Here is a 26,582-nt window from a genome sequence, read left to right on the forward strand (position 1 = left end):
ATAATCTTTATTAATTCTCTTTTGTTGTGTCTACTGTGGTTTTTTTGATCTCTGTTTTTGGGGTTACTGTTTTTGGAACAATAATCTTAGCTTTTAAGATGGAGTCTTTAGGGGTGGATTCTATTGCGCTTGCTTCTTTCATTCCTCCTAATTTTGCATATTCCGCTACCAAGCTTTTGTTTAAAACACGAACTTCTAAATCATTTCTTGAAGTGATTTTTCTGCGTAAGTATTTTTCTATCATCAAACTGGCAATAGGACCTGCTACTGTTGCTCCAAAACCTCCATTTTCAATCATAATAGCAATTGCAATCTTCGGATTGTCCTTAGGGGCAAATGCAACAAATATAGAGTGATCTTTAAGCTGCGTTCTTTTTCCGTTGATTTTGGCAAAGTTTTCTGCTGTACCTGTTTTTCCACAAATATCAATTCCTTCTACTCTTAAAGAATAAGCAGTTCCTTTATTGTATACATCAAACAAACCACTGATCACGGGAGGAAAATATTTTTTGTCTATCGTAGTCTCGTGTCTGGTGGTGAATTTAGCGTCTATTTTTTTTCCTTCAATTTTTTTAATGATATGAGGCGTGTAATAATAACCCTGGTTAGCAACTGTCGCCATCATATTGGCCAGCTGAATTGGTGTCATTAATACCTCTCCCTGACCAATAGAGTTCGAAACAATTGTTGTACTTCTCCAGCCACCGTTTGGATATATTTTTTTGTAGGTTTTAGAAGTTGGAATGTTTCCTCTCTTACCCGTAGGTAAATCATACCCCATAAACTGACCTAATCCAAAACTTTTTACGTGATTACTCCAGATATCAACCGCTTGTCCCGGATTTTTGTATTTGTTAATCGTTAACATGTACGACTGAGCGAAATACGTATTACACGAATTGTAAATTCCGTTGTGTAATTGATGTGGACCAAAACCGTGACATTTCATAAAACGACCTCTACCATAACTAAAACCGTGATGGCACATAAAAGTAGTTTGCTCATTGATAACACCTTCCTGTAAAGCAACCAATCCGGTTAAGATTTTAAAAGGCGAACCAGGAGGGTATTCTGCTAAAAGACCTCTGTCGTACAATGGTTTGGCGATCGAGTCATGATACAAAAGCGTATAGTTTTTAGATCGTTGTCTTCCAACTAAAATACCGGGATCATAAGAAGGAGCAGTAACTAATGCAAGAATTTCACCTGTTTTTGGTTCAATCGCAACAATTCCTCCTCTTTTGTTGATCATTAATTCTTCGCCGTATTTCTGAAGTTCGGCATCAATGGTTAGATTGATATCTTCTCCGGCTACTGCAATAGTATCGTATTTCCCTTCTTTATAAGAGCCGATTTCTCTGTTGTATTTATCTTTTTGAATGTATTTTACCCCTTTTATTCCGCGTAAAATTTCTTCGTAGCTTTCTTCGACCCCTTGTTTACCAATCAAATCACCACTGTTGTAATACGGGTTTTTGGCAATTAATCTTTCATTCACCTGTGTGATGAATCCAAAGATATTAGCTCCGTAATCTACTTCGTAATCTCTAAGGGATCTTTTTTGGAAATAGAAACCTTCAAATTTTCTGATTTTCTCCTGAAAAGCAGCAAATTCGGATTTGTTTAATTGAGGTAAAAATACAGAAGGTAATCTTGGGCTGTATACTTTGGCTTTTGCTATTTTTTTTTCGTAATCTTCTTTTGTGATATTCAACAGCGTACAAAGTTCATTAACATTAATGTTTTCTTTGATTTCGCGTGGAATAACCATGATGTCATAAGAAGCCTGGTTGGCAACCATTAATTTGCCATATCGATCGTATATGTAACCTCTTTCAGGATAGTCATACACTTTTTTTATCGCATTATTTTCTGATTTTAATTTGAAAGAATCATCTATAATTTGCAAATAAAATATCCTGATCACTAGCAAAGATGCTGCAATAATAATTAAAGAGGGCAGCAGAACTTTTCTCATCTTTTATTGGGCTTAATAAGATATATTATTATGACTGAAATGATAATGGTAAATATCGAGCTGAACAAAGTTCGAAGCAAAATATCCCAGATGAATTTAAATTGAAAAGCTTCAAGTGTAAATAGTATGATATGATGTAATACAACCGATAATAAAATAAAGGAGAATCGCTCAGGAGTTAAAGACTCGTTTAGTTTTATGGTTTGATATTCATAACTCAATCCAAATGAAAATTTGAAAATATAAGGCCTGTAATAAGCCAATATAACAGAAGCAGTCGCATGGATTCCTCCTGAATTACAAAACATATCCATGGCCAGTCCAAGTAAAAAACTTGAGATAATCAGACCTGATTTGTTGCTGTTTACAGGATAGAGAATTATAAATAAAATATACGGAAAAGGACTTATGTATCCCAGGAAATTCATATTGTTGAAAATAACAACCTGAATGGCTAGTAATACAATAAATCGAAAAATATTGAGTAACAATGCGCTATTCATCTTTCCCCTTTTTTTCTAAATTAATAAGTTCTTCTCTGTCTTTGCTTTTAATGATGTAAACATGTCCAAGATTGGTCATATCATTAAACAGTTTTACGTTTATGACATAAAAACTGGTTTTGTTTTTCACGTAAATTTTGTCTACCGTACCAATATTGATTCCTTCCGGGAAAATTACAGATTGTCCACCGGTAACAATGGTATCTCCTTTTCTGATTGAAGCCAGTCTTGGAACGTCTTCCAGTTGAACAAAACCGGTACTTTTTCCATCCCAGGTTAAAGAACCAAAGTGATTTGATTTTTTAATTTTCGCATTGATCTGTGATTTCATATTCAAAATACTTACCACAGTAGAATATCTGTTAGAGGTATTGTCTACAACACCGATAATTCCTAAACTATTGATAACTCCCATATCTTGCTTAACACCGTCGCTTGCTCCGGAGTTCAGGGTGATGTAGTTTTCGTGTGTACTGTAGGAATTGTGAATTACTTTTGAAACAATGATATCAGCAGGTTTTACCCCTTTAATGGTATCTTTTAAAGGTATTTTGGTTGTGTCTTCTTTGTTGAATAAAAGACTTTTTAATCTTGCGTTTTCAAGTACAAGTTCGTCGTTTTCGGTTTTTAAATTCAAATATTCGTTGATACGATTAATGCGTTCATAAACACCTCCGCTTAAAAAATTGGCGGAACTGATTACTCTGCTTCGGTGGTAGGAATGAGATTGAATTGTGAGGGCCAACGAAATGCCTAAAAGCAGCAAAAACAGCAATCGATTACTGTTTCTTATAATGAAATTAAAAATTTGCTGCATTTCTTGTTCGGTTATTTTGTTTCAGGATATGCTTTTGGGTTCAAGTTTTACCAAAGTCAGATGATTCAATCTGACTCTGATAAAAAGATATTGATTGTTATTTTTTGAATCTTATTTGATTAAGATACTTTTGAACTTAGTAATGTTTTTAAGTGCCATTCCTGTTCCACGAACAACAGCTCTTAATGGATCTTCAGCAATATAAACCGGTAAATCTGTTTTTTGAGAAATACGTTTGTCAAGACCTCTCAACATAGATCCACCACCTGCTAAATAAATACCGGTATTGTAGATGTCTGCTGCTAATTCAGGAGGAGTTTGCGATAAAGTTTCCATTACAGCATCTTCAATACGTTGGATTGATTTATCTAATGCTTTAGCAATTTCACGGTACGAAACATCTACCTGTTTTGGTTTTCCGGTAAGTAAATCTCTACCTTGAACAGACATATCTTCAGGAGGGCTTTCAAGATCTTCGATCGCAGCTCCGATTTGTATTTTTATTTTTTCTGCAGTACTCTCTCCAACAAAAAGGTTGTGTTGGGTACGCATGTAATAAACAATATCATTTGTGAATACGTCACCTGCAATTTTTACAGATTTGTCACATACAATTCCGCCTAATGCAATAACAGCAATTTCAGTTGTTCCACCACCGATATCAACAATCATGTTTCCTTTAGGTTGCATGATATCAATACCAATACCAATTGCCGCAGCCATTGGTTCGTGTATCAAATAAACTTCTTTACCGTTTACTCTTTCACAAGATTCTTTTACGGCACGCATTTCAACCTCCGTAATTCCAGACGGAATACATACTACCATTCTTAAAGCTGGAGTAAACATTCTTTTTTTCAATGCCGGAATACTTTTAATGAACATATTGATCATTTTTTCTGAGGCATCAAAATCTGCAATTACACCATCTTTCAAGGGCCTTATGGTCTTGATGTTTTCATGTGTTTTACCTTGCATCATGTTGGCTTCCTTACCAACAGCAATGATTTTGCCTGATATTCGATCACGTGCAACGATTGACGGACTATCAATAACAACTTTATCATTATGTATGATTAAAGTGTTTGCGGTACCAAGGTCTATCGCGATATCCTCGGTCATGAAATCAAAAAATCCCATAAGTTTTTTAGGGGTTTAAAATGTTATAATTAATTATCGAACAAAGTTAAACAAATTAATGTTTAAAATGACGTGTTCCTGTAAATACCATTGCAAGATTGTTTTCGTTGCAATAATTTATGCTTAATTCGTCTTTTATTGATCCTCCTGGCTGAATAACAGCTGTTATTCCTGCTTTTTTGGCTAATTCTACACAATCCGGAAATGGGAAAAATGCGTCGCTCGCCATTGAAGCTCCTGTTAGATCAAATCCGAAAGCTTTAGCCTTATCAATAGCCTGCATTAAAGCATCAACTCTTGAAGTCTGACCAGTTCCTGACGAAATTAATGTTCCGTTTTTCGCAAAAACAATCGTATTTGATTTTGTGTTTTTACAAATTTTTGAAGCAAATATTAAGTCTTCTATTTCCTGAGCAGTCGGCTCTGTAGTAGTAACGGTTTTTAAGTGCTCTTTAGTATCTGTAATATTGTTTCTGTCCTGAATTAACAAACCATTAAGACATGTTCTCACTTGTCTTGAAGGTAATTCAACTTCATTTTGAACCAATATGATTCTGTTTTTCTTTTCTTGTAAAACAGTAATAGCTTCAGTATCATAACTTGGAGCAATTACAACCTCACAGAATAATTTGTTGATTTCCTGTGCTGTAGCCAAATCAATTTTAGTATTAGCAATCAAAACACCACCAAAAGCAGATGTCGGATCACAAGCCAAAGCAGCTAAATAAGCTTCATTGATTGTTTTTCTTGAAGCTAAACCACAAGCATTATTATGTTTTAAAATAGCAAATGTTGGTCCGTCAGTTTTAAACTCATTAATTAAGTTTACTGCAGCATCTACATCAAGTAAGTTGTTGTAAGATAACTCTTTTCCGTGAACTTTTTTGAACATTGCGTCAAAATCTCCGAAAAAGAATCCTTTTTGGTGTGGATTTTCGCCATAACGTAAAATCTGACCGTTATCAATACTTTCTTTATAGATGGTTTCATCTGTATTGAAATAATTGAAGATAGCGCCATCATAATGAGACGAAACGTGAAATGCTTTTGTAGCAAACAATTTTCTGTTCTCAAGAGTTGTTGCTCCGTTTTGTTCTGTGATCAAATCCAAAAGCAAACTGTATTCGTTAACAGAAGCTACAATTACAGTGTCTTTGAAATTTTTTGCTCCGGCACGAATCAATGAAATTCCGCCAATATCAATTTTTTCAATAATATCTTGTTCACTAGCTCCGGATGCAACTGTTTTTTCAAACGGGTATAAATCAACGATAACTAAATCAATCTGTGGAATGTCAAATTCTTTCATTTGTTTAACATCACTTTCATTATCCTGACGGTTCAGGATCCCTCCAAAAATTTTCGGGTGTAATGTTTTTACTCTTCCGCCAAGGATCTCAGGGAAAGAAGTAATGTCTTCAACAGGAACTACAGGAATACCTAAATTTTTAATAAAATCTTCAGTTCCTCCGGTTGAATAAAGAGTTACGTTTTGTTCGTGTAATTTTCTAACGATTGGTTCCAGTCCGTCTTTAGAAAAAACAGAAATTAATGCCGATTGTATTGTTTTAGTTGTGCTCATTGTGTAGTTATGATTTTCAGACTGCAAAAGTAGTTTTTTTATATATTATTTTAAAGAAAATTAATGTAACATTATGCTAAATAAATCTACTGATGAGTAAGTTAACTTTTATTAGGTTTTTGATTTTAATTTTTTGAATTTTACTTTACAGAAAAATACTTACATATGCTGGTTTATCTACGGTTGTTAAAAGAAAGTTTAAGCTTTGCCATAAATGCTTTGCGGAATAATAAATTACGTACGCTGTTGTCATTGCTTGGGGTTACCATTGGTATCTTTTCGATTATTACCGTACTTGCCGCTGTGGATTCGTTAGATCGTAAAATTTCTAAGGATTTGAGCAGTTTAGATAAAAACACCATTTATCTGATGAAATATTGTTTTGGACCATCGGAAATCCCACAATGGAAAAGAGAACAATTTCCGAATGTGAAATACGATGAGTATGTTGCTTTGAAAAATTCTCTTACCAATACCGATCAGGTCGGTTATCAGCTTTTTGTAAAACATGAAACGCTGAAATATGATTCTAAAACGGTTGCCGATGTAAATATTGTTCCTTCTTCATTTGAAATGGTCGATATTGACGGATTGAGTTTTGATAAAGGAAGATTTTACAATGAATCGGAATCGAATTCGGGGACTCCGGTAATTGTTCTGGGATATGAGATCGCCGACGGCCTTTTTGGAACAAGTGACCCAATTGGAAAAAATATCCGTTTGTACGGACAGCGTTTTACTGTCATTGGCGTTATAGCAAAACAAGGAGCCGGTTTTTTTGGAGACAGCAACGATACTTCTGTTTATTTGCCGGCAAATTTTTTACGACGAATGTATGGCGATAGTGACTCTATGACACCTGTAATCGTTTTGAAGCCTGTAAAAGGAGTAGATATGGATGCCTATAAAGCAGAAGTAGCCCAGAAAATAAGAGGGATTCGCGGAATGAAAGCTGGAGAAATTGATAATTTTTTCGTCAATGTACTTTCCGGTTTTACCGATCTTATCGATGGTATTTTAGGAACTTTACGTGTAGGTGGAATTTGTATAAGTTTCTTTTCTTTTCTAGTGGGAGGATTTGGAGTGGCTAATATTATGTTTGTTTCTGTAAAAGAACGAACTAATTTAATAGGGATTCAGAAATCATTAGGTGCCAAAAACAAATTTATACTGTTTCAGTTTTTGTTTGAAGCAATTATCCTTTGTTTAATAGGCGGAATAATTGGAATTATGATTGTTTGGCTTTTGTCTATTTTACTAACTAGTTTACTGGATTTTGAATTTGTCTTAAGTTTTAGTAATATTATAATTGGATCCGGATTGTCGATCATTGTCGGATTAATTTCAGGAATCTTGCCTGCGATCTCCGCATCAAAACTAGATCCGGTAGAAGCTATCAGAGCGGGAATGTAATTTGGATGTTGAAATTTCATGATTTTACAACTTCAGGATTTATTTTGGTGTAGAATTTTATTGTAAATTTAATAGCTAAATTAAAATTTAATAAAATGATACCAGTAAAAGCTTATGCGGCATATGATGCTGTAAATCCGTTAAAACCCTATACGTTTGAAAGAAAAGAAGTTGGTGCTCATCAGGTTCAGATAGAAATCTTGTATAGTGGTGTTTGCCATTCCGATATTCATACTGTAAAAGGAGATTGGGGACCTATAAATTACCCATTGGTTCCGGGTCACGAAATTGTAGGCCGAATTGTGGCTGTTGGAAGTGAAGTTTCTAAATTTAAAGTTGGAGAACTGGCCGGGATCGGGTGTTTTGTAGATTCCTGCAGAACCTGTCCAAGTTGTCAGTCAGGTGAGGAGCAGTTTTGTGATGAAGGAATGACCGGAACCTACAACAGCGTAGAAAGAGGAACAGATATTCCGACTCGTGGCGGCTATTCAAGCAGTATTATTGTTGATGAAAATTATACCCTTCATGTTTCCGAAAAATTAGACTTAAAAGGAGTAGCACCTTTGTTGTGCGCAGGAATCACGACTTATTCGCCGTTGCGTTATTTAAAAGTAGGTAAAGGACATAAAGTTGGTGTTTTGGGTTTAGGCGGTTTGGGACATATGGCGGTAAAATTTGCTGTTTCTTTTGGTGCTGAAGTGACGATGTTGAGTCATTCTCCCTCTAAAGAAGCCGATGCCAAAAAGTTGGGAGCACACCATTTTGCTTTAACTTCAAATCCTGAGACAATGGATTCGTTAGCCAACAGTTTCGATTTTATTCTGAATACCGTTTCGGCTAAACACGATCATAATGCTTATTTGAATTTGTTAAAAACGAATGGAACTATGATTGTGGTAGGAGCTCCTCCGGCGCCTGCAGAAATCCCTGTTTTTACGTTAATCATGAAAAGAAGAAGCATCATAGGAAGTTTAATCGGAGGGATAAAAGAGACTCAGGAAATGCTGGATTATTGTGCAGAACACAACATCACATCAGATGTAGAAATAATCGATATGGATTATATTAACGAGGCTTACGATCGAATGAACAAAAGCGATGTGAAATATCGTTTTGTGATTGATATGGCTTCTTTGAAGTAGTTGCTAAGGTTCTGAGGAACTAAGATTCTAAGTTTTTAAATCCTTGAGATCTTTGCATAGACCCTTGCGTACTTTGTGGTTAAGTTTTTTAACCGCAAAGTACGCAAGGTTTTTTTTGTCTTGAGCGCTAAGTTCGTAAAACTTTATGTTTAGGTTTTGTTTTTGAATTGCCTCCAGCTTTAGCTGGAGGTATAAATTGATGGAAAGGCAGGGCTTTAGCCAAATAAAAACAGCCTTCTTCCTCTTCAGGTTAATCAAATATTTAGATATAAAAAAATCCCAAGAAGCAAATCTTGGGATTTTAATTTTAGAAGTTTAAAACTATCTAATTTCATTATTTTGAATCAAATCGATATACAAATTGATTTTGTCTTTTAATTCTTTTCTAGGCGTGATAAAGTCAAGGAAACCGTGCTCTAAAAGAAATTCGGCAGTTTGAAAACCTTCCGGTAAATCTTTTCCGGTAGTATCACGTACCACACGAGGACCTGCAAAACCAATCAAAGCACCAGGCTCAGAAATATTGATATCTCCTAACATGGCATAAGAAGCAGTAGTTCCTCCTGTAGTTGGGTCTGTACATAAAGAAATGTACGGTAATCCAGCTTCAGCAAGTTGTGCTAATTTTACAGATGTTTTGGCTAATTGCATTAACGAATAAGCTGCTTCCATCATACGGGCACCTCCTGATTTTGAAATCATCACGAAAGGTAATTTGTTTTGGATTGCGTGATTAATTCCTCTTGCAATTTTTTCTCCTACAACAGCTCCCATAGATCCACCAATAAAGGCAAAATCCATACAGCAGATTACAAGGTCTTTTCCTTTAGATTTTCCCACTCCGGTACGCACAGCGTCTTTAAGGTGAGTTTTCTCCATTACATCTTTTAATCGGTCTGCATATTTTTTTGTATCCACAAAATGCAAAGGATCTTTAGAAGTCATGTTTTTGTCTAATTCAACAAATTCATTGTTGTCGAATAAAATCTCAAAGTAGGTTGCGCTTCCAATTCTAACGTGGAAATCATCTTCAGGGCTAACAAATAAGTTTCTTGCTAATTCGTCAGCATCAATAATTTTTCCGGTAGGAGATTTGTACCACAATCCTTTCGGAACGTCCATCTTGTCTTCTGTAGCGGTTGTAATCCCTTTTTCCTGTCTTTTAAACCAAGCCATATCTGTTGTTTTTTGTTGTTTCAGGTTTAAAGTTCAAAGTTGTGAAACTTGAAACCTGAAACTTGGAACTTTTTTATTATAATGTATTCACGTTATTCAAGTCTGCAAAAGCTTGTTCAAGTCTTGTGTTGAATGTCACTTCGCTTTCACGTACCCATTTTCTTGGGTCATAGTATTTTTTATTCGGAACATCAGCACCATCAGGGTTACCGATTTGTGTTTTTAAATAGTCAATGTTTTTAACCATATAATCACGGATTCCTTCTGTATAAGCAAATTGTAAATCTGTATCGATGTTCATTTTGATTACTCCGTATCCAATAGCTTCTCTGATTTCTTCAAGTGTAGAACCTGAACCTCCGTGGAAAACGAAATCTACCGGGTTGTGACCAGTGTTGAATTTGTTTTGAACGAAATCCTGAGAATTTTTTAAGATTTTTGGAGTTAATTTTACGTTTCCTGGTTTGTAAACACCGTGAACGTTACCAAAAGCAGCTGCAATTGTAAATTTAGGACTTACTTTAGATAATTCTTCGTAAGCAAAAGCTACTTCTTCCGGTTGTGTATATAATTTTGAGCTGTCTACATCAGAGTTGTCAACACCATCTTCTTCACCACCTGTAATACCAAGCTCGATTTCTAATGTCATACCCATTTTGCTCATTCTTGCTAGGTATTCTTTGCAGATCTCAATGTTTTCTTCGATTGGCTCTTCAGACAAATCGATCATATGAGAACTGAACAATGGTTTTCCTGTCGCTGCAAAATGTTCTTCAGAAGCATCTAATAAACCGTCGATCCAAGGCAATAATTTTTTTGCGCAGTGGTCTGTATGTAAAATTACAGTTGCACCATAAGCTTCCGCTAAAGCGTGAATATGTTTTGCTCCGGCGATTCCACCAGCGATAGCTGATTTTTCGTTAGCATTAGATAATCCTTTACCAGCATTAAATTGTGCTCCACCGTTTGAAAATTGAATGATAACTGGCGCATTTAGTTTTGCTGCAGTCTCAAGAACTCCATTAATAGTACTTGACCCCGTCACGTTTACTGCCGGAAGTGCAAATCCTTTTTCTTTTGCATATTTAAAAATCTCTTGTACCTGATCTCCCGTAGCTACTCCTGGTTTAATGTTGTGTGCCATTGTTAATTTTTTTTATAGTTGTTTTTAGTTTTTAGGTTGCAAAAATAAGAATTAATTAGCATTAGAAAGGATAATTTATTCCAAAATTTACAACCATGTGACCAAAATTATATTCTTTAAACCAGCGGTCTCCCTTCTCATGTGCCGGATTATAAGTCTTGAAGCCCGTATCTAAACGAATAACAAAAAAGCTTAAATCGTAACGAAAACCAAATCCTGTTCCCAAAGCAATTTCAGCTAAATCGTTTAAGTTGTCAAATTTTGCTTTCTCATCGGTGACATTATCGAGCACATTCCAGATATTTCCTGCGTCTGCAAAGATCGCTCCTTTTAAATCTCCGAAGATTTTAAATCTAAATTCACCACTAAGCGCAATTTTCATATTGGCCTCGTTAAAGTCGTTGGATGCATTTGTGCTTCCCGGACCCAAAGAGTAAGGTTGCCAGGCACGATTATCATTTGAACCTCCCGAATAATAACTTCGCGAGAAAGGAATGTAATCGGAATTGCCAAACGGAATTGCGATTCCAAAAAAGCTTCTTACGGCCAAAACTTTTTCTTTTCCAAAATCCCAGTGTTTGATATAGTCAAATTCGGTTTTTATGTATTCGGAATATTCTAAGTTGAATATTTCGTAATTACCGTTGGTGTTTTTAGGTAAGCTTGCAATATTTGAAATAGCAGATAATAAGGTTCCTGCGGTTTCTATTTTTGTTTTAAACTGATAAAATGTATTGTCCGCTAAATCTTTTTTGGTTGTTTTGGTAAAAGTATAGCTGGTGGCCAGAATAAAATCATTTTCTGTCAGACGGACTCTTCGTTCTTCGATACTTTCCACTTCCTTGTAATCAGGATTTGAAGGGGTCAGACTAGTTTGTCCGTTGAGAACCTGATTGGTGAAATTGGTTGTTCCTTTTGTGATGATCAGATCCCCATTTTCATCTAAATTCGTGGGATCTGTATTATAGACGTTGGCAATATCGTTCAACTCATTATAAGAAGAAGTATAGACATTAAAATAATTGTCGGGATTTAAGTTCCGTACAAATTGTGCGTTAAGTAATTCGAATTTCGCTGTATTGAATCGCTTAGGCGACCAGTTGTAAGCAAGTCCTCCCGTAAAATTCTCTTTGTCCAGACCAATATTCCTCTGTTTCGAAAAACCACTGGAGATACTGGTAGATGGAATCATTCTTTTAGGAATGATTTTTTCTGTTCCGAAAGGCAATAAGATTCTCGGGAAATTTAATTTCATATCAAGACCATATTCCGAAACATTAAAGAAATTGTTATTCGGATTGGCCATGTCTTTTGACGAACCTATGTTTACACGTGCAGAAATTTCTAAGGTTTCGGCTCTGTTAAATACATTTCGAATCGTTTGAGAGATACTCGCACCAATTCCAAAATCTTGAATATTGGAATGCGTCAGATCGAGCGTAGCGCCGAAGCTGTATTTTTTTCTTGGTGTTAAAAAAACATTAGCAATAAGAGATTGCGCTGTTGAGTCGCGTTTGTCTACCTCATATTGTATAGATGGATAATTAAAAATCTTTAGATTGTTCAGGTATCGGGACGAAAGTGTTGTTCGGGTGTCTGAAAAAACACTTCCTTTTGTGATAAAAATGGCGTCCGTAATAGCGCGTGGTTTGTATTTTAATTTTTTGTAACTGTATAAATTAAAGTTGTTGTAAGTGGTGCTGTCTTTAATTTGACCTTTTGAATTGGCTGCCGAATAATCCGTATAGATATTTACATCGCTAATTTTGTATAGTTTGAAAGGCTCTGTACGACTGGAATCTTTTTCCTGAATGGTATTGTTGCTGATAATTAAATTGACATCGGCCTTGTTCTTTTTGCCGATTGTGTCAATGTCATACGACACATAAGTGGGTTGAAAGTAATAAGCACCATGATTTCTGAAGTAGGTCGTAATACGATTTTTCTCTTCTTCAAAGTCGGAAGTTTTAAATTGATTTCCGGATTTTATTAAGGAGGTTTCTTTGTTCGTTTTGTATAAGGAATCTAATGCAGGAGTTAAAATAGAGGTTCTGACTGAATCTAAAAGATAAGCCGGACCTGTAGTAATATTATAATTGATTTTGGCTTTTTTACGCCCGATACTGTCAATGTTATAGGCTGTTTTTACGTTAAAATAACCATTGTTGAAATAGTAAAATTTCAAACGTAATAAGGTTTTTTTTGTTTTTGAAGTGTCAATAATTACAGGAGCTTCTCCGGTATTTTTTAAAAATTCATGAATACCTTTATATAAAAAAGACTGCCCAAGTCGGTCTACTTGTTTTGCAGATAATAGTTTCGACTGGCGCTCGTACAAGCCCGGATTATTTTTGAATTTTGCCTGATAAGTAGAATCCGGATTTAAATTGGCTAAGTTGTATAAATTCAAACGCAACTTGTACCCTAATAAAGTTCCGTTTGGTTTTTGATACATCTGATTAGATGCCGTTTCATCATTTGTAGACTTTCCATTAACAAGAATATTGTTTTTAATAAGAAGACTTTTCCCATCGGGAACTCTTTTTACAGCATTACAAGCGCAAATAAGTATTGCTATTAGAATAAATGCTAGTATTTTTGTGGAATTCTTTTTCAAGTGTTATTTAATATTTAATTCAAAAGTACATTATTTTATGGTTAGTAAAAACCAAATAAAGCTTATATCAGGTTTACATCAAAAAAAGCAACGTTTTGCAAATCAGTTATTTTTCGCCGAAGGAGTGAAAGTGATTCAGGAACTCTTGCAATCTAACTTTGAATTAGAACATTTGTATACTACGCAAAATGATTTTGAAACCGTTCATTCTTCAAAGCGCACGCTTATCAATGAGCAGGAACTTAAGAAAATAAGTGCTTTGTCAACTCCAAATACCTGTCTGGCAGTTTTCAAAATGCCATCAGAAAACAAAATTAACGATACCGGTTTAATCCTGGCGTTAGATGATATCCGTGATCCGGGAAATTTGGGAACCATTTTACGTTTGTGTGATTGGTTTGGAATTAAGCAACTTATTTGTTCAAAAGAAACCGTTGATATTTACAATCCAAAAGTTGTACAGGCCACAATGGGGTCTATCACCAGGGTAAATGTAAATTATGTCGATTTAGACACGTTTCTTTCACAAACAAAATTGCCTGTTTTTGGAACATTTATGAACGGAGAGAACATTTATCAATCTAATTTACCGCAGGACGGGATCATTATTATGGGTAATGAAGCCAACGGTATTTCTGAAGAGATTGAAAAAAGGGTTACAAGCCGACTCACAATTCCAAGATTTGGAGAGCTGCAAAAAACCGAAAGTTTAAATGTAGCTACCGCAACAGCAATTATTCTCAGTGAGTTTAAACGAAATAGTTAGTGTTTTGTTTTAATGAAAAGTGAAATTTACTAAAATCGCTCTCGATTTCATAGAATCAATATTGTCTGTCCAAGGACTTGGTGTGCCCGGATTGTCTCGAATCAATTCATCCGAAATTCCAAACATACCCCTAATAGAAGGAGAGAAAATAAAATATTCGGTAAAAAGATCAATTCCAAAACCAAGCTCATAAGCAGCAGTCCATTGTTTAACTCTGAATTTTTGCTCGTGATTATCATCTTCCGATTTTGCATTACTGGACAGATTCAATGTTGTTGACATTCCTCCAACCAAATAAGGACGGATATTTCCGGTTCGCAAAGCAGAGAATTTTAACAATAATGGAAAATGAATATAGGTGCTGTTTACCTCTCTCAAATAATCTTTTTTATCGGGAAGTGGGTAATACAAGTCACGCTTGGTATAATACAAGCCCGGCTCAAAGCGCAGGTTGATGTATTCCTGCAATCTTAAATCGGCAACAACTCCAACATTAAAACCGGTTGTTTTTTTTACCTGAATATCCTGTTGTACGGGATTTTTGTAATCAAACTTAAAGTCGAAACTATTAAAGCCAAGGTAATAACCAAAATAGACTCGTTGTTTTTGCCAGTTTTCGAGGTTAGTAATAGGGTCTTTGCTAAACATGTTTTTAGCAAATTGTGAATATCCCTTTGTCGATAAGGCTAATAAAATTAAGATTACTGTTTTTTTCATACTATTTCTTAGAAGCAGAGTAAATGGTTGCAACTCCAAAAGTTTGAGGCATAGCCACTACATCTATAAACCCAATTTTTCGTAAAATATTGTTCAGCGCTTCACCATAAGGAAAAGCAGCGGCAGATTCAGATAAATAACCGTAAGCGGAATTGTCTTTTGAGAATAATTTTCCGATTAGTGGAAGTATATTTTTCGTGTAAAAACGATAGCCTTGTTTGCAAGGTGTTTTGTCCGGTACAGAAGTTTCTAAAATTACAAATACACCATTTGGCTTTAGAACCCTTAGGATTTCAGCAAAACCTTTTTCCAGATTTTCGAAGTTTCGTACACCAAAACCAACAGTGATGGCATCAAAATGATTGTCTTCAAAAGGGATGTTTTCAGAATCTCCTAAAACTAACTCAATAACATTTGATAATTTTTTTTCCTCTACTTTTCTTTTTCCAACTTCAAGCATTCCTGCTGAAATATCTAAACCAATGATTTTCTCTGCATTCGTTTGTGCCATTAAAATAGCTAAATCACCTGTTCCGGTGGCAATATCAAGGATGATTTTTGGTTTAGTATCAGAAACTATTTTTAATACCTTCTTTCTCCACTTAATATCAATTCCAAATGAAATTACGCGGTTTAAATTATCATAGTTCCCAGAGATCGTATCAAACATTTGAGCAACTTGTTCTTTTTTGCCTAATGTAGAGTTTTTATACGGAGTTATTTTTTCAGACATTTTTTTTATTTACGCAAATATAATACAAATCTTCTTTAACTGTAATTCAGTTTTTTAATTTGTAAATCAAATGTTTCAGAAAAGGAGAAATTTAGCGAAGTATTGGCGGATTAGGTTCCAAAATAGGGGTTAACTGAGGGTGTATTTAAACCATATAAGTGATGTAAGTTCATTTTAGATTTACTTTTAGCTTCTTGTGGAATTCATCTTTATTTGAAGAGGCGAAAGTGAAGTGTTTTATGCATAGGAAAGAATTGGCAGAAAAGTTTTAAAGATAGTTTCTCTTTATGAAAAAAGCGTTGTAATTTTTACTTCCCCACAGCTTCTGAACTTGATCCGTATTGGTTTTTTTACCCTAACCATAAAAGGGTATTTTACAAAAATCACGGTAAGTGGGTATTGTGGGGGTAAGAATTTATGGCCAATTTTGTTCTGTTGTTAATCTGAATTTGTAATGATTATTGACAACTTAGTGACTTAAATCAAATGAATTTCCCCGTGCTTGTTATTTATTTGTTCTTGTAGTAGTTTTTTAAAGTATGGCTCTTGTAGTGATACTCTTTTTAAAGCGCAATACGTTCTTAGGATTAAATTTGTTTTTGGAAATTTTAATTTTCTTTGCCTTTAATGCCTTCGTGGTATTTGGTGTTAAAGGCTTTTTTTGAGTAGTGTCTCAAAAAAATCGAATCCAATTTTATAACAATCATTTATGTCAGATGATTGTTATTTTTATCAAATTCTACTCTTGAATAGTCCTAAGTTGGAGATCATTTTTTATTAAAAACATCCTCGTTTTGAGGATGTTTTTTAATTTTATGCTTTAACGAAAGTTTCGTAAGTATAGTCGTAAAGATGTTTTTCGTCTTTTAGATTAGTTTCAGATTCTACTAGCAGCCATTCGTCTTTATTGATATCAGGGAAAAAAGTATCCGCTTCAAAGCTGTGATGTACCCTTGTTATTTCTAAAACATCAGCAAAAGGCATTGCTAGGGCATAGATTTCTCCTCCTCCAATAATGAAAGAATCTTCGTTTTTTGGGCATTTTGCGATTGCTTCACTGATGCTTTTTACTACAATGCAACCCTCGGGCTGATAGTTTTCCTGACGCGTTATCACCACATGAGTCCGGTTTGGTAAAGGTTTTGGAAAACTCTCAAAAGTTTTCCTTCCCATTATGATATGGTGGTTCGTTGTAAGCGCTTTAAATCTTTTGAAATCATTTGGTAAGTGCCAAACCAATTCATTGTTTTTTCCAAGAGCATTGTTTTCGGCAACTGCCGCTATCATTATAATCATGGTATTCTGAACTAAATTTTATTTTCGGTATCCTCGTTTATTTTTGATTCTAATTGACTGATTCTTTTTTGTTGTAAAGCAACAAGTCTGTCAATTTGTTCTCTTTCCCAGTTTTTATTCATGAATCGGTCTGTTATATAGACTTTTATAAAATGGAGTATAAATATAAAAAGCCATATTGTAATCGCCCAAACGCACCAATTTTGATTGGTAGTGGTAACACCAAATCCAAAAAACCTATTGGCAATAAATAAAAACAAACTGCCTATAAGAAAAAGGACGAAATGAAAATATAATACTTTTTTCTGTCTGATTCTTCTTCTGGCATACTCGTATTGTTCGTGCACTTCTTTTTCCATAAGATTTAAAAAATAATGAGATTATAAAGTTAGAATTTATTTTGAAATCACAATATTTTGAACATGGATTATTTATTTTTAAAAGAGTTAATTATCTGAAATCCAAAATTAAAGATGGAATTAATTAGGAATAGAGAAAAAAATAGAATCCCTTTTTGATATTATCATAAATCGGTTTTCCCGATGTTGAATGTTCAGTTGAATTTGTGTAATTTAGGTGTACTAATCTAAAAATTAAATAGTTATGGCTTTGAAAAAACAGTTTGTAAAAACAAAACCGGTATGTAAAGTTACATTTTCAATTGATGCTAAAGAGGCTAGTGCGGTAGCTGTGGTTGGGGATTTTAACAATTGGAATGCCCAGGAAGGTACTTTGAGTAAGTTGAAAAACGGAACTTTTAAAGCTACTTACGACTTGGTTAAAGATTCGATCTACGAGTTTAAATATGTAATTGACGGAAGTTATGTTAATGATCCCGAAGCAGACTCGTATCAATGGAATGATTTCGCAGGAAGCGAAAATAGTGTACTGGTAGTATAAAAAAATCCGCTAAAAAGCGGATTTTGTATTTATACAGCAACACTGCCTTTTATACCGGCGTGTGGTTCGTAATCTAATAAGGTGAAATCTTTGTAATCAAAATCAAAAATGTTTTTAATCTCCGGATTTAAAATCATTTTTGGTAATGGTTTTGGTTCGCGTGTTAATTGCAGTTCCAGTTGTTCAAAATGATTGTTGTAGATGTGTGCATCTCCAAAAGTGTGAATGAATTCTCCCTGTTCCAAATCGCAAACTTGTGCGATCATCATCGTTAAGAGTGCATAAGAAGCGATATTAAAAGGTACTCCTAAAAAGATATCGGCACTTCGTTGGTAGAGCTGACAGGATAATTTTCCTTTTGTTTCTCCTTTAGTCTCATCAGGACTTGTTACGTAAAACTGGAAAAAGGCATGACAGGGCGGCAAAGCGGCTTTGTTGTTTGCTACATTCTCCTCAAATGATTTTTTTGTATCAGGTAAAACCGAAGGATTCCATGCAGAAACCAACATTCTTCGGCTATTTGGATTAGTTTTTAATTCGGTAATTAATTCAGAGATCTGATCGATTTCTTCGCTGTTCCAATTGCGCCACTGATGCCCGTAAACTGGTCCTAAATCACCATTTGAATCTGCCCATGCGTCCCAAATTTTAACTCCGTTTTCCTGAAGATAAGCAATATTGGTATCGCCTTTTAAAAACCAAAGCAATTCGTATATGATCGATTTTAAGTGTAACTTTTTGGTCGTAACCATTGGGAAACCTTCACTTAAATCAAAACGCATCTGGTAGCCAAAAACACTTTTTGTTCCTGTTCCTGTACGGTCTCCTTTTTGACAACCGTTTTCTAAAACATGTTGTACTAAATCTAAGTATTGTTTCATAGTTGGTTTATTCGTTTGACTGTTGCATCGTTTAATCGATTTCACAAATAAACGGTTTAACGATTAAACAGAATGTTTATCTTTTCGAAATCTCGTCTCTGATTTTAGCTGCTTTTTCATAATCTTCCTGAGAAACTGCCTGATCCAGAAGATCGTTTAGTTCTTGTAAGCTATGTTTGGCATAAACATCACCGGATTGATTGCTTTCTTCTTCGCGTCCAAAAGTCTCCGGATTTGACAGTACATCATCTATTTCCTGAGCACCCTGATCGGTGTCTGCAGAATTTGATTTTAAATAAATTCCGGCTTTATCCAGTATGTTTTTGTAAGTGAAAATTGGAGCGTTAAAGCGCAATGCTAAAGCAATCGCATCAGATGTTCTGGCATCAATGATTTCTTCGATTTTGTCTCTTTCGCAAATTAAACTCGAATAAAAAACACCATCAACAAGTTTGTGAATGATGACTTGTTTGACTACAATATCAAATCTTTCTGCGAAGTTTTTGAATAAATCGTGCGTTAATGGGCGAGGAGGTTTTATTTCCTTTTCTAAGGCAATAGCAATCGATTGGGCTTCAAAAGCACCAATAACAATGGGAAGTTTTCTTTCGCCATCGACTTCATTCAAAATAAGGGCATAAGCACCATTTTGAGTTTGACTGTATGATATTCCTTTTATGGATAGTTTTACTAGACTCATATATGTGGGTAAAAAAGGGCAATTAATGCCTCATTTTAATACTTTTTTTGATTGAAAAATAAAGGTGCAATTTTAATCAAAAAATATGGAACAAAAAAGCTACCTAAAGCAAAGATACGATTATCTTGTTTTTAGGCAGCTATATTTTTATAGAGAATTTTGAGATCTAAGAATGTTGTGCTTTAAAAGCTTTTAGTTTCTCAATTAATTGTGGTACAATTTCAAATGCATCTCCAACTACACCGTAATCTGCTACTTTAAAGAAAGGCGCTTCAGGATCGTTGTTGATAACTACTTTTACTTTAGAGGAGTTGATTCCTGCAATATGTTGAATAGCTCCGGAGATTCCGATTGCAATATAAAGGTTAGTTGCAACTGGTTTTCCTGTTTGTCCAACGTGCTCGCTGTGAGGTCTCCAGCCTAAGTCAGAAACCGGCTTAGAACAAGCAGTTGCTGCACCAAGAACAGCAGCTAAATCTTCTATTAATCCCCAGTTTTCAGGACCTTTTAGTCCACGTCCACCAGAAACTACCGTGTCAGCATCAGCGATTGAAACTTTTCCGGTTACTTTTTCTACTGATTCTACTTTTACTCCAAAGTCATTGTCTCCAATAGTTGGGTTAAAGTCTTCTTCAGTTGCAGATCCAGCGCTTTCGAAAATTCCGTAAGAGTTTTTAGCTAAACCAAGCACTTTTACATCGGTATCGATTTGTGTAATGTTGAAAGCTTTGTTAGAGAAAGCATTTCTTTTTACCTGAAAAGGAGAAGTGCTAACCGGTAAACCAACGACATTAGAAGCAAATCCAGCTTCTAAAGACACCGCTACAAGTGATGAAAGGTAAATGCTGTCTGTTGTAGAAGAAAGTAAAACTAATTTTGTTCCTTCTTTTTGAGCAGCTTGTTTGATTACATCAGCATACGCTTTTGCAGTAAAACCAGCTAATTTGTCGTTGTTTACTTTTAAAACTTTGTCTACTCCGTATTTTGATAATTCGCTTACGTCACTAATGTTAACGGTTAAAGCGGTTACTGTTGTTCCTAAAGTTTCGGCTACCTTTTTAGCATATGAAGCTAATTCAAAAGCAACTTTTTTAAATTTTCCTTCTGCAGATTCTGCATATATTAATATTGACATACTATTTTTTGTTTAGAAGTTTAAAGTTTCAGGTTTCAAGTTGGTTAACTGAAAACTGTGACTAAATACTGATTACTAGATTACTTTCGCTTCGTTGTGTAATAAATTGATTAACTCATCTAAATTATCAGGAGCAACTAATTTTACTGCTGATTTAGGAGCTGGTTTTTCAAATTTAACCGCTTTTGTATTTACAGGAGCGTCAACCGGCTCAAGAATAGTAAGTGCTTTTGTTCTTGCAGTCATAATTCCTCTCATGTTCGGAATACGCAAGTCTTTTTCTTCAACAAGACCTTTTTGACCTCCAATAATTAAAGGTAAAGTAGTGCTTACAGTTTCTTTTCCTCCGTCAATTTCACGAACGGCTTTTACATTGTTACCTTCAACTGTTATGCTGGTACAAGAGTTTAAAAAGTTAGAACCTGTAATTCCTGCGATCATTCCCGGAACCATTCCTCCGTTGTAATCTAAAGACTCTTTTCCGGCAATTACTAAATCGTAACCACCATTTTTGATTACTTCAGCAAGTTGTTTTGCAACAAAAAAACCATCAGTTGGGTTTGCGTTTACGCGAATTGCTTCGTTTGCTCCAATTGCTAAAGCTTTACGTAAAGTTGGTTCAGTATCAGGGCCTCCAACATTTACTACTGTTACTGTAGCTCCTTGTTGTTCCTGGAACCAGATTGCACGTGTTAAACCAAACTCATCGTTAGGATTAATTACATATTGTACACCATTGGTATCGAATTCTGAGTCACCATTTGAGAAGTTAATTTTTGAAGTAGTATCAGGCACATGGCTGATGCAAACTAATATTTTCATAAGTATGATAGTTTATAGTTATAATATTCATTTACAAATTTAGAAATTAAAATCGAAATAATATACTATGCATGCATAATATTTTTTGAAAACTATTACGATTTCGAGGATTCCGCATTTTCGATGACCTTTCATCGGAAAACAAAAACAAATATACATTCTTTTTTGTTGATTCTTAGGGATTTTGCAATCTTGTGTTGTCTGATAATCGATGAAAATGATGTGATTTATGGCGTAGTTTTAAAATAGTTTGTATTTTTTAATTGTAATCAAACAAATAAAATGGAGTTTGTTATTAAAATACTATTTAAAGAATAAAAACGTTAATATATCGATTTCGTAAATATCTCAATATTTTTTTTAGAGTAAAAACCTAAAGCGAGAGTGAAGTTCCTGTGATTTTAAATTTAATTTATGCTTTTAAGTTATTTAAAATATTTATTTTTGCTCTTCAGAAAATTCAACATACAATATAAATATGAGAACAATACAATTTAGAGAGGCCATTTGTGAAGCGATGAGCGAAGAAATGCGTCACGATGAATCCATATATTTAATGGGCGAGGAAGTCGCAGAATACAATGGAGCTTATAAAGCTTCAAAAGGAATGCTTGCTGAGTTTGGCGAAAAAAGAGTAATTGATACTCCGATTGCGGAACTTGGTTTTACAGGAATTGCAGTAGGATCAGCTATGAATGGTTGTCGTCCTATCGTAGAGTATATGACTTTTAACTTCTGTTTAGTTGGTATTGATCAAATTATAAATAATGCTGCTAAAATGCGTCAAATGACAGGTGGACAATTTAATGTGCCTATCGTTTTCCGTGGACCAACTGCTTCTGCAGGTCAATTAGGAGCAACTCACTCACAAGCTTTAGAAAACTGGTTTGCTAATACTCCGGGTCTTAAAGTGGTTGTACCTTCAACTCCTTATGATGCAAAAGGACTTTTAAAATCAGCTATTCGTGATAATGATCCTGTAATTTTTATGGAATCAGAGCAAATGTATGGTGATAAAGGTGAAGTGCCGGACGGAGAATACACGATTCCATTAGGAGTTGCTGATATTAAACGTGAAGGAAAAGATGTTACGATTGTTTCTTTCGGAAAAATCATCAAAGAAGCTTTTATTGCTGCTGATGAATTAGCTAAAGAAGGAATCTCTTGTGAGATCATCGATTTAAGAACAGTTCGTCCTATGGATAAAGATGCTATTCTTACTTCTGTTAAAAAAACAAACCGTTTAGTAATCTTAGAAGAAGCTTGGCCATTTGCAAGTATCTCCTCTGAAATAACGTATATCGTTCAGGAACAAGCGTTCGATTTCCTTGATGCGCCAATTCAACGTATTACAACTGCAGATACTCCTGCACCTTACTCTCCTGTTTTACTAAAAGACTGGTTGCCAAACGCAGCTGACGTTGTAAAAGCAGTAAAGAAAGTAATGTACAAATAGTTCTTAAACAACACTTATAAAACTTCATCAGTCATATTTAATTGATGAAGTTTTTTTTTACCAGATGATGAAAAAAATAATTCTATTTAGCCTGTTTTTTGTATTTGCATTTGTGAATATCGCTACTGCACAAACTAAAGTGAGCGGAATTGTTTTAGACAAATCTAATCAGCCAATTCCGTTTGCCAATGTTGTTTTTAAAGGCTCAAGTACAGGAATTGTTTCTAATGAAGATGGACGTTTTTATCTGGAATCCCCTAATACCTATACGATTTTACTAGTGAGCTCGGCAGGATTTTCTGATAAAGAAATTACGTTAGAGAAAGCGGTAAATTATGATTTTAAGATTGTTTTAAGTGAAGCGGAAGCGCTTAATGAAGTTGTTATTTTTACAGGAAAAACATCCAAAAAGAACAATCCGGCATTGGATATTTTGAGGAAAATATGGGAACGAAAACGTAAAAACGGTTTGTACCAGTTCAATCAATATCAAATGCAGAAGTACGAAAAAGTCGAATTCGATATGAATACGATTGACAGTGCTTTCATGAAAAACAAACTCTTTAAAGGAATGGAGTTTGTATTCAAACACGTTGATACCTCTGAAGTTACAGGAAAAACCTATCTGCCTATTTTTATAAGCGAATCGGTGTACGATGTTTACGGGGACAACAAAATTAAGAAAATAAAAGAAAATATTACCGGAAACAAAACGTCAGGATTTAATGGTAATCAGCAAATTCAGGCTTTTGTAAAGGATCTTTATTCCGATTACAATATTTACGATAACCATCTGAAATTCTTTGATAAGAGCTTTACGAGCCCACTTTCAAGAACAGGAATTGATGTGTATAACTATGTATTGAAAGACAGTACTTATATCGATAAAAAATGGTGTTACAACATTGTTTTTTATCCAAGACGTAAAAATGAACTGACTTTTAAAGGAGATTTTTGGGTAAATGACACCACTTTTGCCATCAAAAAAATAAATATGGCCGTTACCAAAAGCGCCAATATTAACTGGGTAAAAGACATTTATATCGAACAGGAATTTGATGTGCAAAATGACTCCGTTTTTCTGTTAACCCGTGACTATATGATGTCTGATTTTGCTTTGAATAAAAAAGAGAAATCAAAAGGAGTTTATGGTAAACGAACCACACTGTTCAGGAATCATAAATTTAATATTCCTAAGCCCGATAAATTTTATAAAGAAGAAGTCAATTTTATAGACAACGTGGTTTATGACCGCCCACCTGAATTTTGGGAAGAAAATCGTTTTGAAAAACTAAATAAAGACGAAGCCGGTATTTATAAAATGCTTGACACGTTGCAAACAGTTAAAAAATTCAAGCAACTTTATAGTTTAGTTTCGATATTAGGAAGTGGTTATGTCGAGTTTAAAAACTTTGATTACGGACCTATTTTCTCCACATTTGGGTACAATGAAGTCGAAGGTTTGCGTTTGCGTGTAGGAGGTCGTACCTATTTTGGGCCAAACGATCCTTGGCGTATACAGGCATACACGGCGTATGGTTTTGATGACAATAAATTTAAATATGGTGTTTCCGGAAAATGGATGTTGGATAAGAAAAACCGAATCATTATCTCTGGAGGAAACAGGCGGGACATCGAGCAGATTGGTGCCAGTTTAACTACAACCAATGACATTTTAGGAAGAAGTTTTGCGTCCTCAGCTTTGTTTACAACAGGCAGTAACGGAAAATTAACGAATATCAATTTAAGCAATGTTTCCTTCGAAATGGAACCATTGAAAAATTTCGTTTTCCAGGCCGGTGTTTCGTATCGAACATTAGAATCGGCTTCGCCAACGTTTAGTTTAGATTATTATACGACTTTGCCAACAACTGCAAATCCTGCCGGAGTTGTAGCAAGTGCGGTAAAACAATTCGAAGCAAACATTCAATTCGAATTTATGCCAAATCGCAAAACGATTGGTTTTGGTGTAGAACGAAAACTTGTTGATAGCCCTTTTAGTCATTTCTTTGTTAATTTCAGTTATGGACTTAAAGGTGTTTTAGACAGTGATTTTGCCTACGAAAAAATTCAATTGTTCTACAAGCAACCCATTATTATCGGACCTTTAGGAAGATCGAATATTATTCTTGAAACCGGGAAAACTTTCGAAACTATTCCGCTGGGGTTAATGAGTGTAATACCGGGAAATCAAACTTATTTTACGATTGAGAATACCTTTAGTAACTTGAATTTCTATGAATTCATAACGGATCAGTATACTACTTTACAATGGAACCATGATTTTGGTGGAAGATTGTTCTCCAGAGTTCCTTTTATGAGGAAATTAAACTGGAGAGAGTTTGTAGGGATAAAAGCCGTTCACGGTACTATATCTAATGCCAACCGAGCTATAAATGCCTCACAGCAGCCTTATAATGCACCGGAAAATGTGTATTGGGAGTACAATGCCGGTATTGGAAATATATTCAAAGTATTCCGAATCGATTTCTCTTGGAGAGGAAGTTACTTAAATACACCTGATGCAAATAAATTTGCAGTAAAAGGATCGTTCGGCTTTTATTTTTAGTAAAAGGTAAATATATTTTTGTTAATTTAGTTTCTATGAGTACAACTGTAGAAACTAGTAATTTAAATTGGACAACTAATCTTAGGGTTTTAGCCACTATTAGCGTAATTTTTGTTCATGTAGCGTGTGATATCCTTTATAAATATGGGAATATCTCCAATTTTGTTTGGTGGACAGGAAATGTATATGACAGCATAGTTCGTTTTTGTGTGCCGATTTTCCTGATGCTCACCGGAGCGTTAATGCTCAACAAAAAATACGAATTAGGTGATTTTCTGAAAAAGAAGTTCTCCAGAATTATTTTACCTTTTCTCTTTTGGAGTTTTTTTTATGTGCTATTGGCTTTGCGTGACGCCTCTTTAGTGCATCCTGAGATGTCATTATTAGAGGGGAGTAAACTGGCTCTTAATCTGATTGCAACAGGAAGTTCCTTTCATTTATGGTATATTTACATGATTATTGGGATATATCTTTTTATGCCAATCCTAAGTAAATGGGTTCAGAATGCCAATGAAAAAGAGATACTGTACTTTATAGCGATCTGGGTTTTTACTTTATTTCTAAATCAGCCTATTTTTCGTGAATTTCGAATTAATGTTGATTTTACCTATTTTGCGGGTTTTTTGGGTTATCTGATCTTAGGGTATTATTTGTCAATTAAGTCATTTAAATATGATGTAAAAACACTCAAGCAAATTTCTTTATTGTTGTTTTTCTTAGGTATAATCGTCACCATTTTTGGTACTTATTTTTTATCAGTTGCAGAGAATCGTTTTAATGAATATTTTTATGGAGGGCTGACTTTTAATATTGTAATTGTTTCTGCTGGATTGTTTATTTACTTTAAAAATTCAAAAATTTCAAATCCTGTCCTTGTTCAGATAATCAATTTTATAAATACCTATAGTTATGGAATTTATTTGGTTCATATTTTAGTTCTTCGATTTTTGGTGTCTTTGGGTATTGACTATGACTTTATAAATCCTGTTTTGGCAATTCCAATTACTAGTGCTTTATGTTTGTCTATATCAGCATTAATTATCTATTGTGTAAATAGACTTCCTTATGGAAAGTATATTTCAGGATAATTGAAAA

23 protein-coding genes are annotated in these 26,582 nt (G+C 34.6%); 7 read left to right on the plus strand and 16 right to left on the minus strand.

Translation table 11 applies throughout. From position 1 onward, the window contains the following. Positions 1–10: 10 nt before the first annotated feature. The 5 genes from mrdA to purH form a co-directional block, all read right to left on the minus strand. Entirely contained in the window at positions 11–1,978 is a 1,968-nt protein-coding gene (gene mrdA / locus AB674_RS00205; RefSeq protein ID WP_047772777.1) for a penicillin-binding protein 2, read from the minus strand. Then, a complete protein-coding gene (locus tag AB674_RS00210; RefSeq protein WP_047772779.1) occupies positions 1,975–2,481 on the minus strand; it encodes a hypothetical protein in 507 nt (168 codons plus the stop codon). The genes mrdA and AB674_RS00210 overlap by 4 nt, the downstream gene beginning before the upstream one ends. Next, positions 2,474–3,298, minus strand: coding sequence for a rod shape-determining protein MreC (gene mreC / locus AB674_RS00215; protein WP_047772781.1), 825 nt, complete (start codon positions 3,296–3,298; stop codon positions 2,474–2,476). Before mreC ends, AB674_RS00210 begins: the two co-directional genes overlap by 8 nt. 111 nt (positions 3,299–3,409) lie before the next feature. Beyond that, complete coding sequence (locus AB674_RS00220; RefSeq protein ID WP_047772784.1) at positions 3,410–4,438, minus strand: rod shape-determining protein; 1,029 nt, start codon at positions 4,436–4,438, stop codon at positions 3,410–3,412. Positions 4,439–4,493: 55 nt separating this feature from the next. Then, a complete protein-coding gene (gene purH / locus AB674_RS00225) occupies positions 4,494–6,020 on the minus strand; it encodes a bifunctional phosphoribosylaminoimidazolecarboxamide formyltransferase/IMP cyclohydrolase (RefSeq protein WP_047772786.1) in 1,527 nt (508 codons plus the stop codon). Between the two features lie 165 nt (positions 6,021–6,185). On the opposite strand from purH, the gene AB674_RS00230 reads away from it, so the two are divergent. After that, positions 6,186–7,433, plus strand: a complete 1,248-nt coding sequence (locus AB674_RS00230) for an ABC transporter permease (protein WP_047772788.1) — start codon at positions 6,186–6,188, stop codon at positions 7,431–7,433. A gap of 95 nt (positions 7,434–7,528) precedes the next feature. Further along, positions 7,529–8,575: an NAD(P)-dependent alcohol dehydrogenase gene (locus AB674_RS00235; protein WP_047772790.1), complete on the plus strand. Its 1,047-nt coding sequence runs from the start codon at positions 7,529–7,531 to the stop codon at positions 8,573–8,575. Between the two features lie 321 nt (positions 8,576–8,896). Here the strand turns inward: AB674_RS00235 and accD are convergent, their stop codons facing one another. The 3 genes from accD to AB674_RS00255 all read right to left on the minus strand — a co-directional run bounded on the left by accD (position 8,897) and on the right by AB674_RS00255 (position 13,512). After that, positions 8,897–9,751 (minus strand): acetyl-CoA carboxylase, carboxyltransferase subunit beta, encoded by an 855-nt coding sequence (gene accD / locus AB674_RS00245; RefSeq protein ID WP_047772793.1) that lies wholly within the window; start codon positions 9,749–9,751, stop codon positions 8,897–8,899. A 76-nt stretch (positions 9,752–9,827) separates the two neighbouring features. Continuing rightward, positions 9,828–10,895 (minus strand): class II fructose-bisphosphate aldolase, encoded by a 1,068-nt coding sequence (fbaA, locus tag AB674_RS00250; protein ID WP_047772794.1) that lies wholly within the window; start codon positions 10,893–10,895, stop codon positions 9,828–9,830. Between the two features lie 61 nt (positions 10,896–10,956). Further along, positions 10,957–13,512 (minus strand): BamA/TamA family outer membrane protein, encoded by a 2,556-nt coding sequence (locus tag AB674_RS00255; protein WP_047772796.1) that lies wholly within the window; start codon positions 13,510–13,512, stop codon positions 10,957–10,959. Between the two features lie 37 nt (positions 13,513–13,549). On the opposite strand from AB674_RS00255, the gene AB674_RS00260 reads away from it, so the two are divergent. Then, on the plus strand, positions 13,550–14,278 hold the full coding sequence (locus tag AB674_RS00260; protein WP_047772798.1) for a TrmH family RNA methyltransferase: 729 nt from the start codon (positions 13,550–13,552) through the stop codon (positions 14,276–14,278). 9 nt (positions 14,279–14,287) lie between these two features. Here AB674_RS00260 and AB674_RS00265 read toward each other — a convergent pair whose 3' ends face one another. The 4 genes from AB674_RS00265 to AB674_RS00280 all read right to left on the minus strand — a co-directional run bounded on the left by AB674_RS00265 (position 14,288) and on the right by AB674_RS00280 (position 17,383). Continuing rightward, on the minus strand, positions 14,288–14,995 hold the full coding sequence (locus AB674_RS00265) for a porin family protein (RefSeq protein ID WP_047772800.1): 708 nt from the start codon (positions 14,993–14,995) through the stop codon (positions 14,288–14,290). 1 nt (position 14,996) lies between these two features. Further along, on the minus strand, positions 14,997–15,728 hold the full coding sequence (ubiE, locus tag AB674_RS00270) for a bifunctional demethylmenaquinone methyltransferase/2-methoxy-6-polyprenyl-1,4-benzoquinol methylase UbiE (protein ID WP_047772802.1): 732 nt from the start codon (positions 15,726–15,728) through the stop codon (positions 14,997–14,999). An 813-nt stretch (positions 15,729–16,541) separates the two neighbouring features. Further along, the gene (locus AB674_RS00275; protein ID WP_047772805.1) at positions 16,542–17,024 is read right to left on the minus strand and encodes a dihydrofolate reductase; all 483 of its coding nucleotides are present in this window, start codon (positions 17,022–17,024) and stop codon (positions 16,542–16,544) included. 11 nt (positions 17,025–17,035) lie between these two features. Further along, on the minus strand, positions 17,036–17,383 hold the full coding sequence (locus AB674_RS00280; RefSeq protein ID WP_047772807.1) for a 2TM domain-containing protein: 348 nt from the start codon (positions 17,381–17,383) through the stop codon (positions 17,036–17,038). A 244-nt stretch (positions 17,384–17,627) separates the two neighbouring features. Here AB674_RS00280 and AB674_RS00285 point away from each other — a divergent pair, with 244 nt between their 5' ends. After that, positions 17,628–17,924 (plus strand): isoamylase early set domain-containing protein, encoded by a 297-nt coding sequence (locus tag AB674_RS00285; protein ID WP_047772809.1) that lies wholly within the window; start codon positions 17,628–17,630, stop codon positions 17,922–17,924. A gap of 29 nt (positions 17,925–17,953) precedes the next feature. Here the strand turns inward: AB674_RS00285 and AB674_RS00290 are convergent, their stop codons facing one another. The 4 genes from AB674_RS00290 to AB674_RS00305 all read right to left on the minus strand — a co-directional run bounded on the left by AB674_RS00290 (position 17,954) and on the right by AB674_RS00305 (position 21,462). Continuing rightward, the gene (locus AB674_RS00290; protein ID WP_047772811.1) at positions 17,954–18,805 is read right to left on the minus strand and encodes a thymidylate synthase; all 852 of its coding nucleotides are present in this window, start codon (positions 18,803–18,805) and stop codon (positions 17,954–17,956) included. Positions 18,806–18,881: 76 nt separating this feature from the next. Beyond that, positions 18,882–19,505 carry a bifunctional nuclease family protein gene (locus AB674_RS00295; RefSeq protein WP_047772813.1) on the minus strand — a complete coding sequence of 208 codons (624 nt, stop codon included), beginning with the start codon at positions 19,503–19,505 and terminating at the stop codon, positions 18,882–18,884. 166 nt (positions 19,506–19,671) lie between these two features. Beyond that, a complete protein-coding gene (locus tag AB674_RS00300) occupies positions 19,672–20,640 on the minus strand; it encodes an electron transfer flavoprotein subunit alpha/FixB family protein (RefSeq protein ID WP_047772815.1) in 969 nt (322 codons plus the stop codon). A gap of 75 nt (positions 20,641–20,715) precedes the next feature. After that, positions 20,716–21,462 (minus strand): electron transfer flavoprotein subunit beta/FixA family protein, encoded by a 747-nt coding sequence (locus AB674_RS00305; RefSeq protein WP_047772817.1) that lies wholly within the window; start codon positions 21,460–21,462, stop codon positions 20,716–20,718. 478 nt (positions 21,463–21,940) lie between these two features. On the opposite strand from AB674_RS00305, the gene AB674_RS00310 reads away from it, so the two are divergent. The 3 genes from AB674_RS00310 (at position 21,941) to AB674_RS00320 (ending at position 26,575) form a co-directional block, all read left to right on the plus strand. After that, entirely contained in the window at positions 21,941–22,918 is a 978-nt protein-coding gene (locus AB674_RS00310; protein ID WP_047772819.1) for a pyruvate dehydrogenase complex E1 component subunit beta, read from the plus strand. Between the two features lie 67 nt (positions 22,919–22,985). Beyond that, entirely contained in the window at positions 22,986–25,487 is a 2,502-nt protein-coding gene (locus AB674_RS00315) for a DUF5686 and carboxypeptidase-like regulatory domain-containing protein (protein ID WP_047772821.1), read from the plus strand. A gap of 35 nt (positions 25,488–25,522) precedes the next feature. Then, positions 25,523–26,575 carry an acyltransferase gene (locus AB674_RS00320; RefSeq protein ID WP_047772823.1) on the plus strand — a complete coding sequence of 351 codons (1,053 nt, stop codon included), beginning with the start codon at positions 25,523–25,525 and terminating at the stop codon, positions 26,573–26,575. The last annotated feature ends 7 nt before the right edge of the window (positions 26,576–26,582 follow it).

Origin of the sequence: Flavobacterium sp. ABG (genome assembly GCF_001027725.1) — a bacterium.
GTDB classification, from domain to species: domain Bacteria; phylum Bacteroidota; class Bacteroidia; order Flavobacteriales; family Flavobacteriaceae; genus Flavobacterium; species Flavobacterium cupriresistens.